The organism is Maribacter sp. HS (assembly GCF_048059195.1).
GTDB lineage: Bacteria > Bacteroidota > Bacteroidia > Flavobacteriales > Flavobacteriaceae > Maribacter > Maribacter dokdonensis.
Genome location: NZ_JAYLVV010000003.1, coordinates 295,743 through 313,203, shown reverse-complemented (window position 1 = coordinate 313,203; position 17,461 = coordinate 295,743). Strand labels below are relative to the sequence as shown.

At 36.6% G+C, this 17,461-nt stretch carries 7 protein-coding genes; all 7 read left to right on the top strand.

What is annotated here, in order from left to right; translation table 11 throughout:
- The first annotated feature begins 38 nt into the window (after nt 1–38).
- Nucleotides 39–2,384, top strand: a complete 2,346-nt coding sequence (locus VBZ51_RS06430) for an ABC transporter permease (protein ID WP_416576417.1) — start codon at nt 39–41, stop codon at nt 2,382–2,384.
- A gap of 152 nt (nt 2,385–2,536) precedes the next feature.
- Nucleotides 2,537–4,969 (top strand): ABC transporter permease, encoded by a 2,433-nt coding sequence (locus tag VBZ51_RS06425; RefSeq protein WP_416576416.1) that lies wholly within the window; start codon nt 2,537–2,539, stop codon nt 4,967–4,969.
- A 36-nt stretch (nt 4,970–5,005) separates the two neighbouring features.
- Entirely contained in the window at nt 5,006–7,435 is a 2,430-nt protein-coding gene (locus VBZ51_RS06420) for an FtsX-like permease family protein (RefSeq protein ID WP_416576415.1), read from the top strand.
- Between the two features lie 250 nt (nt 7,436–7,685).
- Entirely contained in the window at nt 7,686–10,085 is a 2,400-nt protein-coding gene (locus tag VBZ51_RS06415; protein WP_416576414.1) for an ABC transporter permease, read from the top strand.
- Nucleotides 10,086–10,095: 10 nt separating this feature from the next.
- Complete coding sequence (locus VBZ51_RS06410; RefSeq protein ID WP_416576413.1) at nt 10,096–12,480, top strand: ABC transporter permease; 2,385 nt, start codon at nt 10,096–10,098, stop codon at nt 12,478–12,480.
- A 35-nt stretch (nt 12,481–12,515) separates the two neighbouring features.
- On the top strand, nt 12,516–14,933 hold the full coding sequence (locus VBZ51_RS06405) for an ABC transporter permease (protein ID WP_416576412.1): 2,418 nt from the start codon (nt 12,516–12,518) through the stop codon (nt 14,931–14,933).
- A gap of 12 nt (nt 14,934–14,945) precedes the next feature.
- Complete coding sequence (locus VBZ51_RS06400; protein WP_416576411.1) at nt 14,946–17,399, top strand: ABC transporter permease; 2,454 nt, start codon at nt 14,946–14,948, stop codon at nt 17,397–17,399.
- Nucleotides 17,400–17,461 lie beyond the last annotated feature (62 nt).

Here is a 17,461-nt window from a genome sequence, read left to right as displayed (position 1 = left end):
CCCTAGGTAAAGAGTAAGGGGGGCTAAAAACAAAAATCATGATCAAAAACTATTTAAAAATCGCTTGGAGAAAACTTTGGAAGAACAAGGGCTATAGTATGCTGAATATCTTTGGTTTGGCAATAGGTATCACCTGTGCAGCCATGATTTTGCTTTGGGTAGAAGATGAGGTTGGTTATGATGCTAATTTTGATAAGCAAGACGTGGTATATTATGTACCCACAAATCAGCAATATGAAGGTGAGTGGCGAACATTTCATTCAACTCCCGGTCCGTTGGCAGAAGTTTTAAAGGAAGAGGTGCCAGGTATTTTAGGTGCAGCCCGAACAAAAGAAGAAGATTTTTTGTTTCAGGTAGGTGAAACGGCCATCAATAAAAATGGACGTTACGCAGATCCTGATTTTTTAAGTATGTTCAGTCTGTCATTTGTGGAAGGCAATTTAGAAACTGTTTTTGATGATGTAGATGCCATTGTTATTTCACAAGAAACGGCTACACAATTATTTGGTGAGAATATTTCAGCAATTAACAAAGTAATTAAAATAAACAACGAAGAAAGTTATACCGTTTCAGGAGTTTACGAAGATTTGCCGCACAATGTAACCTATAGTTTTGATTGGGTTGTTCCTTTTGATCACTTTGCAAAGGATAATGAATGGGTAAACGAATATGATAGAAACTTCGCGGACACTTTTGTGGAACTTTCGCCAGAAGCAAATTTTGATGTGGTCAATAATAAAGTAAAGGCAATACTACCAATGAAAACCGAGGACGATGAAACCATTGCCTTTTTATTCTCCATGAAAGATTGGCATTTACGTTCGGCATTTGAAGGCGGTAAAAATATAGGAGGACAAATAACCTATGTACGGCTGTTTAGTCTTATTGCACTCATTATTTTATTAATTGCCTGTATCAATTTTATGAACTTGGCTACGGCACGTAGCGAGAAAAGGGCAAATGAAGTAGGGGTGCGTAAAGTTTTAGGCTCTGGTAGAAAAGGACTGATCTCTCAGTTTATGGCAGAAGCGATAATCACAGCTGGGTTATCTGCCGTGTTAAGTGTGCTTTTGTTAAAGTTATTGGTGCCTCAATTTAATACCATGATCGGCAAACAATTAGCGTTAAACCTAGTAACCCCAACGCATTTGTTAACGCTGTTAGGTATCACATTGATCTGTGGCTTGGTTGCAGGCTGGTATCCGGCTTTTTATCTGTCATCTTTTAAACCTGTAGACGTTTTAAAAGGAGCAAGAAGGTCAAAAGGAAGTGCCTCAATGATAAGAAAAGGGCTGGTAGCTACTCAGTTTGTTGTATCCATAGTATTTATCATTAGCACCATTATCGTCTATCAACAAGTACAGCATGTAAAAGGACGTGATTTAGGCTACAATAAAGAAAATCTGGTAAAAATTCCCGTTAACGGAGATATGATCAAAAACTTTAAACCTATTGAAGAAGATATGAAAGCTTCGGGGATGATAGAAAGCATCGGATTCATTAACTCTGATATTTTATCCGGTGGAAATAATACATCGGGGTTAAGCTGGCAAGGCGGTGTAGATACTGAAGATGTACTGGTATCGGTTAGAGATATTACAGCAGATTTCTTCAACACTACAGGAATGAAAATTATTGAAGGACGCGGATTTAGTAACAATCCTGCACAGGACAGTGTCAATATTATTGTCAGTGAATCTTTTGCAAAACTTATGGGTAGCGGTAGTGCCGTAGGTAAATCTATAGAAGAAGATTATCCTGTGATAGGGGTTGTAAAAGATTATGTGTACGGAGATATGTATGGCTCAAGTGACCCAGTCATTTTTTTCAATGACCCTAGTCAAGCACGTTTTATGTATGTAAAAACTAAAACGGGAATAGAAACGGCATTGGCACTAAATGCAATGGAAGCAACGTTGCATAAGTTTAACCCGGCGTTTCCTTTTGAATATGAATTTGTGGATGACACTTACGATGCCAAATTTAAGAGTGAGCAATTAATAGGCAACTTATCCCAGGTTTTTGCACTGCTGGCCATCCTAATATCTTGTTTGGGACTCTTTGGTTTGTCCGCTTTTACTGCAGACCAACGTAGAAAGGAAATTGGCGTACGAAAGGTGCTAGGTTCAAGTATTACAGGTATTGTGGGCTTATTATCTAAAGATTTTATGAAATTGGTAGGTGTGGCAATAATAATTGCAACGCCAATAGCCTGGTTGTTAATGCAGAATTGGTTAGAGGGTTTTGCATACAGAACTTCAATTAATGCTTGGGCGTTCATAATTGCCGGGGCGGTAGCCATTGTAATAGCGTTATTGACCATTAGTTTTCAAGCTATTAATGCAGCAAGGGTAAACCCGGTAAAAAGTCTAAGAACGGAGTAGGGGTACTGTAAATATATTGGACATAATCTGTATAAATATTTGACACTTAGTATTTTGTGTGTTTATATAAATAACTGAAAGTCAATACTTTGTATTCTTGGCATAGAAATAGAATTTGATACTCCGTAATCAAGCAATAAAAAACGAGAACCATGTTTAAAAACTATCTAAAAATCGCCTGGAGGAGTCTAAAAAAGCAAGCCTTTTTCACTTTTCTAAACACCTTCGGTCTAGCCATAGGAATGGCGGGGGCATTAATTATATCGCTTTATATCTACGATGAGCTTAGTTATGATAAAATGTTTGCCAATGCAGATAGGATTTATCGTATAGACTCTGATATTAAATTTGGTGGAGCGGAAATTAAGGCGGGGGAATCTGCCGCACCAATGGCGGAAACCTTAAAAAGAGACTATCCACAGGTAGAAGCTTCAGTGCGTTTTAGGACCATAGGTAGTGCTTATGTAAAAAAAGTTGGGGGAAACAGAAGTGCCAAAGAAAACCATATCACCTATGCCGATTCCACTGTCTTTGAATTTTTTGGGATAGACTTACTTGCGGGTGATGCCAAAACAGCATTAACGGGGACTAACTCATTAGTCCTTACTAAAACTGCAGCAGAAAAACATTTTGGTTCTACTGATGTTATAGGTCAAAATTTATTGTTGGATAATACCGATACCTATACGGTAACCGGTGTCATAGAAGATATGCCCAAAAATTCTTATTTCAATGATTACAGTGTGTTTTTGGCAATGGCGGGCAACGTGGCATCAAGAGAAGATAATTGGGGCGGTAATAATTATTTTACATTTATAAAGTTAATTCCCGGAGCCAAGGCTGAAGATTTTCAAGAGCCCTTACAAGGTATGTTAGAGCGTTATATGTTGCCATGGGCGCAAAAGTATTTTCCAGGTATGACGGCAGAGTCGTTTGCTGCATCCGGTAATTACATTCGGTACCACACCATGCCCTTGACCGATATTCATTTGCATTCAGATAAAAGCTCGGAAATGAGTGCAACGAGTAGTATTCAGAATATCTACATTCTTTCTTTTATTGGGCTGTTCTTGATCATATTGGCAAGTGTTAATTTTATGAATTTGTCTACGGCTCATTCGTTAAAGAGAGCTAAGGAAGTAGGGGTGCGAAAAACCTTGGGCTCAAATAAACTGAATTTGGTCTTTCAATTTTTAACCGAATCAGGATTAATTGCATTTGTGTCTTTGTTAGCGGCACTATTGATTACACTGGTAGCTTTGCCGTTTTTCAATGGCTTTACAGGTAAATCAATTGAAATTCCATTTACGCAGCCCTTATTCTGGTTGGCATTATTGGGGGCAACTATGTTACTTGGGCTGTTGTCAGGAAGTTATCCGGCGTTTTTTATGTCGAGGTTTACACCTGTTAAAACTTTAAAAGGTAACAGTTCTGAAAGTGTGGGCAATGGTAGGGTACGTAATGCCTTGGTAATTTTTCAATTTTCAATTTCGGTATTTCTTATTATCAGCACCTTGGTAGTATTTCAGCAATTGAATTACATACAGAATAAAGATTTGGGCTTCTCCAAGGACCAAGTATTGCTAATAAATGAATTGGGTGCATTAGGGTCCAAAACCAAGGCTTTTAAAGAACAGATTGCTAATATGGGTTTTGTAGAGAGTGCAACGTTGAGCAATTATTATCCAACGCCATCTTGGCGGTCAGATACTTCGTTCTTTGAAGAAGGTTCTAGGGATCAAGAAAGTGCCATTCAAATGCAAGAGTGGGATGTAGATACAGATTATCTAAAAACTATGGAAATGGAACTGGTTGCCGGTCGTGATTTTAATTCCGCCTATGCGTCAGACTCTACAGCAATTATTATCAATGAAGCTACGCTGCCTATTTTAAATGTTACGGCAGAAGAAGCTTTAGGCATGCGTATATCCGAGGAAATGGATCAAGAAAATCCTGCCTACTATACCATAATTGGAGTGGTCAAAGACTTTCATTATAGAACGTTAAGAACGAATATAGGCGCTTTGGGAATGCATTTGAATTCAAATGCACAGAACATGGCGGTAAGAATGAGTGGTGGAAATTATGCCAATAATATTGCTGCGATAGAAAATACGTGGAACACCATGGCGCCTGGTCAACCTTTTGATTATCGGTTTATGGATGAAGCCTTTAACACCACTTACGAAGCCGAACAAAAACTGAGTCAGATATTTTTCATTTTTACTATGCTGTCCATTTTTATTGCTTGTTTGGGATTATTTGGATTAGCTGCCTTTAATGCCGAAAAACGAACAAAAGAAATCGGTGTTAGAAAAGTGTTGGGAGCTACTGTAAGTCAAATTTCTTACCGACTTACGGTAGATTTCCTAAAATTAGTGGGCGTAGCCATATTGATTTCTTTGCCCATAGGCTGGTTTGTCATGAATAAATGGCTTGAAGATTTCTCATACAGAATTGAGATTGGTGTTGGGGTATTCCTGTTGGCGGCCGTGCTTGCCATTATCGTAGCAATACTAACGGTAAGCTACCAAAGTATAAAAGCGGCAATTGTAAATCCTGTTAAGAGTTTACGGTCAGAATAAGTAAAGCATCAAACTTCATCAATCAAAAAGAACAATATGTTAAAGAATTATATCAAAATAGCTTGGCGTAATTTAATAAAGAACAAGCAGCAAACTATCATCAACTTATTGGGTCTTACGCTGGGTACCGTAAGCTGTTTAGTAATATTGTTATATGTATTTGCGCAGTTGGGTTATGATCAGCACCATAACCAGGCGTCATCAATTTATAGGGTGGAGACAATTATAGATCGTGATGGTCAAGAATCTTTTGATTCCGCCACCTCGTCACCACCAATAGCATTTGCATTAAAAGAAGATTTTGCCGAGGTAGAAGAAGCAACCAGAGTTGTATTGACCGATGCATTTTACAGTCCACTAATAAGAGCGACAAATAGTAAAGATGCTTACTATGAACCAAGGGTCTATTTGGCAGATTCAACTTTTTTCAAAGTATTCAATTTTAAAATACTTGAAGGTGATGTAAAAACGGCTTTAGATGAACCCAATACCGTAATGCTGTCATCATACTTGTCCGATAAGTTATTTGGCAACACCAGTCCTTTGGACAAAACTGTAGTTTGGGGCAGTGGAGAAAGTGCATTAACCCTTACCGTAAAAGGAGTTTATGATGAAAAGGCTTATAAAACGCATTTTAATCCTAGTTACATTGTAAGTATGAGTACCCCGGGAATGGGAACCTTTGTGCAGAACTTCCAGAGTTTTGCCACCAATAATTTTGCCTACAGTTATGTAAAATTGACCTCAAATGGTAGTGGTTTAGGTCTTCAACGGAAATTGCCCCAGTTTATGGAAGATAGAGGAGCGCAAGATTTAAAAGATGCCGGTATGAGCAGTAAAACGCTAGAGCTTACAAAGGTTACTGATATTCACTTGTACTCCAACGGTAGAAAAAATCAGCTGGGTCGCGTATCCAATAGTACCTACCTTTATTTTTTACTGAGTTTGGCATTTTTTATACAATTGGTGGCATGTATTAATTTTATAAATCTTAGTACGGCTAGGGCTAGTAAAAGGGCGCGCGAAATTGGGGTTAGAAAAGTAGTTGGCGCAGGTAAAAATGCATTAATGCGACAATTTTTGGGCGAGTCTTTGTTACTGTCCATATTCGCCATGTTGATCAGTATTCCTATAGTTATATTGCTTTTGCCATTTGTAAATGAAGTAACACAGGAATCATTGACCTATACAAGTTTGTACCAATGGCAGATTTTGGTAATATTATTGGCTATAGGCGTAATTACAGGTTTGGCTTCAGGTGTTTATCCTGCTATAGTCCTGTCTTCTATAAAACCGGTGAGAGCATTAAAAAGTTCGGCTATTTTACAATCTGGTAGCGGTACCTTTAGAAAGGCTTTAGTAGTATTTCAATTTGTAATTTCTATATGTTTAATAAGTACGGTAATTATAATAGGCCAACAGTTTAAATATGCCCAAACCAAAGACTTAGGTTATAAAAAAGATAACCTTTTGGCATTGCGGGTAGGGACCGAAGAATCATCTAATAAGTTTGAATCTTTAAAAGCATCATTTTTAAAAGTACCGGGCGTATTACAAGTGTCAAGTGGAAATTATTCGCCGTCGGAAATTATATTGGCAGATAATGGATTTTACTTGCCTGGCGGAAATAAGGAAAATAAAACAGTGGTAAAACGTAACGGCGTTAGCGATGGCTATTTTAACACCATGGGTATAGAATTGTTGAAAGGTAGGGATTTCAATGCTGCCGATACCGTAGACCAGATCATAGTGAACGAGGCTACGTTAAAGGCTTTTAATATTGATATTGAAAACGCGTTAAGTGCGACTTTAATGCAAAGTTATGGCGATGAAATTGACGAATTACGAATTATAGGTGTGGTAAAAAACTATCATTTTGCTTCCTTAAAAGAAGAGATTCAGCCTTTGTTCTTGCATAAGGAAACGGAACCTAATTGGCTGTTTATTAAGGCGAACACAGAAAATTATGGTCAGTTGCTACAAGGTTTGGAACAACAATGGAAATCTACGTTAAGTAACATCCCTTTTGATTATAGATTTGTAGATAAAGAAGTAGAAAAGTTATACGAAGAAGAAAAGCGTTTAGGGTTTATCTCTGTAGGATTTACCATTTTAGCAATATTCATAAGCTGCTTGGGCTTATTTGGACTTATCTCATATGTAGCGGAGCAAAAGAAAAAAGAAATAGGTGTACGTAAAGTGTTGGGCGCAAGTGTACAGTCAGTAGTTAAATTACTAACGAAAGACTTTATTAAACTGGTACTCATTGCTTTTGTATTGGCATCACCAATAGCCTATTACTTTATCTCTAGATGGTTAGAGGGTTTTACGTATCGTATAGAAATTAAGTGGTGGGTGTTTTTGGCAAGTGGTGTACTTGTTATGGTAATCACATTTTTGACCGTGGGACTGCAATCATTAAAATCAGCAGCTGCAAATCCCGTAAAAAGCTTGCGTTCAGAGTAATTTTTGAAATGTATGGTCAAAACTTGGTTTTGCATTGATGACAATGGTGTAACATTCTAATTTTTAAGTAGTCATTGTAAATATATTGTACATCTTTTGTCAAAATATTTTACACACGAAAATGTACTTTCATTTTAAGTAATTGATAATTAGGTGTTTACTATAGTGGCACGGAATTAGTTTCATATTTTATATCATCAATCAATCAATGTTTAGCATCAACTAATCATCAATCAAAAAACGAACGATCATGTTTAAGAACTATTTAAAAGTTGCTTGGCGAAATCTACTTAAGAATAAGGGGTATACTGTTATAAATGTGGGCGGACTTGCCCTTGGTATGGCGGTAACTTTAATTATTGGGCTTTGGATCCAAGATGAGCTGTCCTATAATAGCTACTTTAAGAATAAAGAAAGTATAGCCCAAGTTTTTCAATCGCAAACCTTTAATGGCGAAACAGGAACAGGACCTGCTATACCAAGACCTTTGGAGAAAGCCTTAAGAGATGGTTACGGTGATAATTTTAAGCATTTGGTCATGTGTTCTTGGACTAATGACCATTATTTAAAATATGGTGAAAAGAGCATATCTAGACCAGGTAATTACATGCAACAAAATGGACCTGAGCTTTTTGGTCTGGAAATTATTAAAGGAGAGCAAGATGCGCTACGGGAGATCAATTCCATTATGTTATCAGCATCAACGGCAGATGCCTTGTTCGGTAATGAAGACCCCATAGGTAAAACGGTTACCGTAAGTAATGAGCACAAGTTGAATGTAAGCGCGGTGTACAGTGATATACCTGTCAATAATTCATTTAACGATACCGATTATATTATTCCTTGGGAGAAGTATTTGGCAGTGAACGAATGGATAAAAAATGCCGAAGATCAATGGGGCAACAATTCATTTCAAATGTTCGTACAATTGGCAGATAATACAACCATTGAGCAGGTAACCAATAATATTAAAAACGTAAAGAAAGATTTAAACGAAGATACAGCTCAGTTTAATCCGCAGATCTTTTTGTTCCCAATGAAAGATTGGTATTTGCGTAGCAGTTTTGAAAATGGAAAACAAGAAGGTGGGCGCATAAAGTACGTGTGGTTATTTGGTGTCATTGGAGCTTTTGTATTACTGTTGGCATGCATCAATTTCATGAATTTGAGTACCGCCCGTTCAGAGAAAAGGGGCAAGGAAGTTGGCATACGTAAATCTATTGGTTCTCAAAGAGGGCAATTGATCTATCAATTTTTGAGCGAATCGTTTCTTGTGGTTGTTTTTGCATTTGTAGTAGCCATATTACTGGTATTACTTTCCTTGAACGGATTTAATGAGCTATCTAGAAAAGAAATATCCTTTCCGTGGAATAATGGTTTGTTTTGGATGGTGTCATTGGTGTTTATAGTGTTCACTTCCTTGTTGGCAGGTAGCTATCCGGCGTTATACCTATCATCTTTTAGACCGGTAGATGTGCTTAAGGGTACGTTCAAGACCGGAAAGTACGCAGGGTTGCCAAGAAAGGTATTGGTTGTAGTTCAGTTTACGGTCTCGGTAGCTTTTATTATAGGTACGGTGATTGTAATGCAGCAAATCAATTTTGCAAAAAATAGACCTGTTGGGTATGATAAGGAAGGATTGATCCAAATACCGACGTTCAGTCAAGATTTTGTGGGGAAATATGATTTAATGCGAACCGAATTCATAGGGTCCGGAGCGGTAGTGGAAATGTCTACTTCCAGTAGTCCAACTACCCAAATATGGTCTAATAGAGGCGGTTTTACATGGGAAGGCAAACCAGAAGGTTTTCAAGAAGATCTAGCGTGGACAGAAGTTTCACCGGAGTACGCAAAATCATTGAATCTTAAAATTTTAGAAGGGCGCGATTTTTCAAGAGATTTTGCAACTGATTCATTAGGGGTGTTGATCAATGAAACCGCAAAGAAATATCTGGGTATGGAGAATCCTGTAGGGCAGTTATTACGAGACGATAACGAAGAAGACCCTAATCCGCCATTAAAGATTATAGGTGTTGTTCAAGACATGATCACCCAATCACCTTACGAACCGGTAAAACAAGGTGTTTATGTGTATGATAGGTTCAATAATGCCAGTTACTATAACCTAAGGTTGAATCCTAATAACAATGCATCTAAGAGTATTGCCACCGTAGAGAATGTGTTTAAGGAGCATTTTCCGGATATTCCTTTTGAATATGAATTTATAGATAGCGAATATGGTCAAAAGTTTGCATCGGAAGAACGTATTGGTACACTCTCGGGAGTATTTACGGCATTGGCAATTTTAATTAGTTGTTTGGGGTTATTTGGGTTGACATCATTTGTAGCCGAGCAAAGAAAGAAAGAAATAGGGGTGCGTAAGGTATTGGGAGCGTCTATTTTTAATGTATGGAATATGTTGTCCAAAGACTTTTTAAAACTGGTGGTTATCTCTTGTTTTATTGCCGTACCTATAGCTTATTTCATTATGAACGGATGGTTGCAGGAGTATCCGTATAGAGTAGTACTCAAATGGTGGATTTTTGCGGTAGCCATGTTGGGCGCAATGTTAGTGACCATTGCCACGGTAAGTTTTCAAGCTATTAAGGCAGCAAGGGCAAACCCGGTGAAAAGTTTACGAACGGAATAATTTAAAAAAAATGTTAAGAAATCATCTAAAACTATCCTTTAGGAATCTTTGGAAAAATAGATTGCTATCCTCATTAAATCTTTTAGGGTTAAGTATAGGTATTGGTGGTGTGTTAACTCTTATGTTTTCAGTGTACGCTTATTATGTGGCGGATAATATGATACCGGATCAGGATCAAATTTATTATCTAAAGACACATTTGGCAGACGGCAATGATTATAATGAAGCGGTATATCCGTTATTGGATAAAATAAAAAGCACTTCCCCAGAAGTAGTTGCCGGCACACATTTACACGGTTGGGGCAATATTTGGTTAGAGGTAGGGGATAATGAGTTTCAGAAAACAACTACCTATGCCGATCCTGAATTTTTTAATGTTTTTGCCTTGCCATTAAAATATGGTAAACATAATTCAGCCCTAAATGAAAAGTATTCTATTGTTTTGACCGACAAGGTAAGTAAGCAATTGTTTGGGGAAGAGAATCCTGTAGGGAAAAGTTTAATAGCGGCAGACACCTTAAATCTTACTGTAACTGGTGTGTTAGAACCCATAAGTCCTTATTCTTCATTTCGTTTAGATGTTTTAATGCCGAATACGATATTAAAAGATAACATAGTGTTTAAAAATCAAAACAATTGGGATAGTAGTTTTTCTCCGGTGTTTATGAAACTTCGTCCAGATGCCAACATTCAGCAATTTGAGAACCGTGTAGGTCAATTGGTGAAAGAAAATTATGAAGACCCAACTGTTATTTCAAGAATGGAAGTGATACCACATAGTAATGTGCGTATTGATTCTATACCCGTAGTAGAAATAATTATAGCGGGTAATATTGCTACATCAATTTTTGTACTACTTCTTGTATTTGTGAATCTTTTAAATTTAAATACCTCTACCATGTACCGTAGAACAAAAGATATTGCTGTACGTAAAATTTTAGGTGGTGGTAAAAAGGGAGTAATTACTCAGTTTTGCCTGGAAAACGGAATTTTGGTGTTACTCTCTATATTGATTTCCGGCGGACTTTTCTTTGGCTTTTTATTGCCGAAATTGAACGATATTTTTGGTGCTGAATTTGGTGAGATAAATTTTAGTCTGGCAAATGATTATCCAGTAGTAATAGGTGCTATTTTATTAGGTGTTTTGGTGACTTTAATAGTTGGTGTTTTGCCAACATTAAGATTTATTTCTTTACCAGTTTCTCAAGGCATTAAAGGAAAAATAGATAGCGCAAAAGGCAGTTTTATATTGCGAAATACATTTATAATTATTCAGTTTTCCATAGCTATTCTATTTATTTGTGTTGCCGTTATTCTGAACAGTCAGATCAGTTTTATGAAAAAGGCTGATTTAGGTTTTGAAAGAGAACACGTAATAGTGGGCAATATCGATCTTGATTATAAAAATTTAGACGCTGCTACTTCTAGTTTCAAGGCGCTTTTAAATGACCTAGAGGCAAATCCATATGTCACTAATGTTGCTACAAGTCAGGCAATACCATCAGATTACTACTTTAATTATACCCGATTTTATGATGCAAGTACCGATAGAGATGTGCGTCTGCGTCGTTCATTTACTGATGCGGGTTATTTAAGCACATTAAAAATTCCAATAGTAAAAGGTAGAAATTTCAGTAAAGAAATGGATGATGTAGAGGAAAGACCGGTAATAATTAATCGAACTGCTATGGCCGCTTTTGGCTGGTCAACAATAGAGGGTAAGCGATTAAAATTTAAAAACGACGATTTTATCGGCAATCCTGTAGTTGGTGTCATGGAAGATTTTCATTATCAAGACTTGCAGAATGCTGTTGAGCCCTTGGTACATTATTATAGAAGTGAAGATGATTTGGATAAACATCGATATTTAACGGTTAGGGTAGTAGACGGTAAGGAAAAAGAGGTTAAGGATATGATAGCTTCCGCATTCTCCATAATAGATTCTAGAAAAAACTATTCTCAAAGTGATCTTAGCGAAAAAGTTAGTGGACAATATCGTTTAATGGACGGAATGCTGAAAACGGTAAATGTCGTAGCCTTATTGACCATATTTATTTCATGTTTAGGTATGTTCGGTCTTATTTCTTTTATGGCAAAAAGAAGAATAAAAGAAATTGGTATTCGTAAAGTTCTAGGTGCAAGTGTGCTGAAAATTGTGGTATTGCTTTCCAAGGATTATATGATTTTAGTGGGCATTGCGGCTTTTGTTGCATTCCCTGTTGCCTGGTATATGATGAATGCATGGCTGGGCGGTTTTGCATACAGTATATCAATTCAATGGTGGATGTTTGCCTTGGCCGGTTTTATTGCCTTGTGCATAACGGCATTTACATTAGGTGCTCAGGCTATTAAGGCAGCAAGGGCAAACCCAGTGAAAAGTTTACGAACGGAATAATAGATACATCATCAATCAATCAAAATAATGTAATCATGATAAAGAATTATTTTAAAATCGCTTGGCGAAATTTGGTGAAGAACCGAGTATTTACTACGGCTAATATTTTGGGTTTAACCTTAGCGTTTGCTATTGTACTATTATTGACCATCACCGTTTTGTTCGAGTTATCTTATGATCAGTTTCATGAGAACAAAGAGTCGGTCTATCAAGTGTATTACAATGTTCAAACTCCAAAAGGGTCAGAACTTTCAACTGCTAATCCCGTTCCCTTTGCTCCGGCTTTAAAGGATGAAGTGCCCGGCATAAAGCATATAACAAGAGCTTTAAGTGAAAATGTATTGGTTTCTTTTGGGGAGAACGATTATAATTTAGATGCAGAATTTGTTGATACGGACTATTTCTCCATATTCAGTTTTCCAACCCTTATAGGGGATAGTGCCAAGCCTATGCCAGATCAAAATTCGGTTGCCATAACCGAAGAAGTTTCTAAGAAATTATTTGGGACTATCAATGGTTTGGGTAAAATAATTAGACTTCAAATAGGAAAAGAGGAAAAGCCTTTTACAGTTTCTGGGATTTTAAAGAACATACCAAACAATAGTAGTATAAATTTTGAAATAGCTATACCGTTCACCACTCATTGGGACTATAAAGAATATGTTGATGCTTGGGATTCTAGAAATCACCCAGTGTATGTGCAATTAGAGGAAGGGGTAACTACTTCGCAATTTGAAAAAAGTACGGTAGATTTTACGCTATTGCATAATGAGGAGCAGATCAATAACATGAAACGTGATGGCGCTCAACCGGATGTCAACGGCAATTATGCGCAACTTAAATTATTGCCTAGTACAGATATGCATTTCGCTAATTTCAATGCAGAAACCTTACAGGTAAAAAGAACATTTCCGTATTTGGTATTGGGCATAGCCTTTTTAATCATTTTTATTGCCTGTGCCAATTTTGTGAACATGAACATTGCCTTGGGTGAAAAGCGCCTGAAGGAAATAGGCATGAGAAAAACGTTAGGTGCGGTAAAAGGACAGCTATTTGGACAGTTTTGGTTAGAAAGTTTGTTGGTATTTGCTATTGCTATTGTTTTGGCATTAATTCTTGCCAATGTGTTAATAGACCCATTTAAGACCTTATTTAATACCCAGGCTACTTTTTCAAATATGATGACACCTACAATTTTAGCGGGTTGTTTCTTTGGGGTTTTATTGGTGACATTGATTACGGGTGGTTACCCGGCATTACTATTGAGCAAGCTAAATACCTTGAAGGCTTTAAAAGGTAAATGGGAACTGGGCAAAAACGGAGTAAGAAATGCGTTGATCGTCGTACAGTTCGTAATTGCTATTGTGTTGATTACCGGTACTTTGGTTTTTCAAGGACAGTTAGAGTTTATGAGAAGCAAAAATCTTGGTTTTAATAAAGAACAGGTAGTGTCCATACCGTTGAACGGAAAAAAAGATAGTTACCGAGTGGTAGAGTTGTTGAGAAATGAACTTAGTGGAAATAGAAATATTTTAAGTGTAACCGGGTCGGACAATAACCTAGGGCGAGGAAAAGACGGCAGCATGTCCATCAGTAAATTCGGGTTTGAACATAAAGGTAGGGTAGTGCAGAGTAATGTACTTAATGTAGACTATGATTATGCAAAAACCTTAGATCTACAATTGTTGCAAGGGCGTATGTTCAGTAAGGAATATAGTGCGGATAGCTTAAGCATGGTCATTAATGAAGCCATGGTAAAAGAGCTGAACGAAGAGGATAATCCTTTGGCAACAAGAATATATTTTGATGAAGATTCCGTAGCTTATAATGTCATAGGGGTATTAAAGAACTATAATCATCAAGATATCAGTAGAAGTATAGAGCCATTGACTTTATTTCTTGATGATAATTTTGATTTGTATTATGCCTATGTAAAAGTAGCACCGGCAGATATGGCAAATTCTTTTGATGCCATTAAAGATGCTTGGCAAAAGGTTGAGCCAAACGCAGAATTTTTAGGCTCGTTTTTAGATGAAAATATAGACAGAACCTTTAGACGTGAAAAAACGATGGCAACTATTATTACAGCAGGATCGGTACTTGGTATTGTTCTTAGTTGCATAGGATTGTTTGCTATGTCGTTATTAGTCGTTGCACAGCGTACAAAAGAAATAGGTGTTCGTAAAGTTATAGGGGCAAGTACATCATCCATAACCATACTGTTGACCAAAGATTTTTTAAAGTTGGTAGGCTTGGCATTCCTAATAGGGGCGCCCATAGCATGGTTTGCTTTAGATAAGTGGCTACAGGAATATGCTTTTAGGGTGCCTTTGAGTATTTGGTTCTTCATTGGTGCAGGAATGCTGGCTGCTTTAATTGCATTATTGACCGTAGGGGCAAGAACTATGAAAGCAGCGGCGGCAAACCCTGTTAAAAGCTTAAGAACGGAATAAAATTTAATTATTATGCTTCGTAATTATTTAAAGATAGCTTTTCGTAATGTTTGGAAAAATAAGGTGTTTTCTATAATGAACATTTTAGGACTTTCTATTGGTCTTAGCGCTGCATTTGTAATTGGGGCAATGGTTTTTTATGACCTCACATTCGATAATTTTCATCAAGATGGTGAAAGGATTTATAGAGTCACTACTTCGTTTGAAGGTGCGTCTGGAGTGTTTCATAACGCAGGTGTTGCCGTTCCATTGGCACAAGATCTCAAAGATTTAAAAATGGAGGAAATTGAAACCGTTGCTCCATTTTTTACGATCTATCCTTTACATGTAGAAAATTCGGCAACCGGTAATAGGTTTAAAGATCCCGAATTTGTAATATATACAGAACCTTCATATTTCCAAACATTTGAATATAATTGGTTAGCTGGAAATTCACAAACTGCTTTAGAAGAACCAAATATGGTAGTGCTATCGCAAGAACGTGCAAGAAAATATTTTCCAAATCAAGAAATAGAGCATATTATAGGTAAGACTCTGGTTTATAATGACAGTATACACACTACGGTTTCTGGTGTTATAGCAGGGTTTGATGGTCGTACAGATATTGTTTTTGAAGAATTTATATCTTTAAAAACAGCGGATACACAAGATATGACCAATGCGATTAATGAAGCGGATTGGAACAATACAAATTCTGCCTCGCAACTTTTTATAAAACTTTCTGAGAATAACAGTGCAGATAATGTTCAAAAAACACTTACTCAAATTGCAGATGATCATAATGAATCAGAAGATGCCTACCAAGGTGGGAGTACGAGTAAGTTCAATTTGCAACCATTAAATGATTTACACTTAAATCCTAACTACGGTACTTTTGATTTCAATGATAGCCGTACAACAATGTCAGCATTAAAAAGTCTAATGTTGTTGGCTTTAATTTTATTGATTTTAGGTTGTATAAACTTCATTAATTTAAATACGGCTCAAGCAATTAAAAGAGCGAAAGAAATAGGTATTAGAAAAACCTTAGGGAGTTCAAGATTTCAATTAATTTCTCAATATTTGGGAGAAACATTTCTTTTGACCTTATCTGCAGCCGTAGTTTCATTCTTTCTTTCAAAATGGTTACTTCTTTTATTTTCAGATTTTATTCCTGCCGGGTTGAGCTTTGATATTTTTTTAAGTCCTTGGTTAGTATTGGGTGTCTTCCTTTTACTTGGTGCAGTGACTATTTTGTCCGGATTTTATCCCGCCCTTGTGTTGTCAAAATATAAACCAGTTTCGGTTTTAAAACAACAAATAACACCCAGTTCAGATAAGGGGTTGTTAAGAAAGTATTTAACCGTATTTCAATTTGTAATTGCACAGATATTTATCATAGCTACATTAATGGTAGGTAAACAGTTGAACTATATTATGAAAAAAGATATGGGTTTTAATACAGATGCAATCGCATATTTTAAAACTCCATGGCAAGATACATCAGCAGTAAAAAGAACAAGGTTTGTTAATAGAGTGCAAGATTTGCCGGGTATATCAAGTGCTGTATTAGCAGGTAATCCTCCGGCTTCATTTACTACCATGAGTATGGGGGTAAAATTTATAGGTGACAGCAAGGAAGTTAATTCAGATTTGCAGCTCATGTATGGTACTGCTAACTATTTTGATTTATATAATTTAAAATTATTAGCCGGTAGAATGCCTTTAAATGATTCTATTAATGAGTTTGTAGTGAATACATCGTATCTGAAAGTCGTAGGTGTAGAAAATGCTGTAGATATAATAGGCAAGAATTTAGTAGTTGATGGGGATAATTTGCCTATAGTTGGTGTAATGGATGACTTTAATCAGCATTCGCTAAAATATGGAGTATCTCCAATGGCATTTACTGGAAGTTCATATACAGGCAAGTGGACACAATTTAAAACAATTCATTTTAAATTAAATACTAATGAAGTTTCTAATTGGTCAGAAACTATATCATCAATAGAAAGTATATGGAAAGAAACTTATCCTGAGTCCGATTTTAAATACGCTTTTATGGATGATACTGTAAAACAATTTTATGAAAGCGAACAAAAAACAGCGACACTTTTAAAGTGGGCAACAGGCTTGGCAATTTTAATAAGTTGTTTGGGATTATTTGGGTTGGTTGTTCACACCACTGAGCGTAGGACAAAAGAAATAGGGATTCGAAAAATTCTTGGAGCCAATATTTTTCAACTTAATATACTTTTGTCCAAAGACTTTTTAAAACTGGTATTGATCGCTTTTGTTATTGCTGCGCCAATTGCATGGTATGGATTACATAGTTGGTTGGAGGAATTTGCTAACAAAACCGAATTGAGCTGGTGGGTATTTGCTTTAAGCGGTATTCTTATGGTGGTAATATCATTATTGATTATGACAATTAAAACTCTGAATTCAGCGAATAACAATCCCATAAAAAGCCTGAGAACGGAATAATAAATAAGATTTAACCATTAACCACTAACTGACTATTTCACTAATCAACTAATTCACTACAT

Excerpts from the sequence above, each read along its gene's own strand:
- VBZ51_RS06400 (WP_416576411.1), top strand. The coding sequence starts at position 14,946 with ATGCTTCGTAATTATTTAAAGATAGCTTTTCGTAATGTTTGGAAAAAT.
- VBZ51_RS06405 (WP_416576412.1), top strand. The coding sequence starts at position 12,516 with ATGATAAAGAATTATTTTAAAATCGCTTGGCGAAATTTGGTGAAGAAC.
- VBZ51_RS06415 (WP_416576414.1), top strand. The coding sequence starts at position 7,686 with ATGTTTAAGAACTATTTAAAAGTTGCTTGGCGAAATCTACTTAAGAAT.
- VBZ51_RS06420 (WP_416576415.1), top strand. The coding sequence starts at position 5,006 with ATGTTAAAGAATTATATCAAAATAGCTTGGCGTAATTTAATAAAGAAC.
- VBZ51_RS06430 (WP_416576417.1), top strand. The coding sequence starts at position 39 with ATGATCAAAAACTATTTAAAAATCGCTTGGAGAAAACTTTGGAAGAAC.
- VBZ51_RS06425 (WP_416576416.1), top strand. The coding sequence starts at position 2,537 with ATGTTTAAAAACTATCTAAAAATCGCCTGGAGGAGTCTAAAAAAGCAA.
- VBZ51_RS06410 (WP_416576413.1), top strand. The coding sequence starts at position 10,096 with ATGTTAAGAAATCATCTAAAACTATCCTTTAGGAATCTTTGGAAAAAT.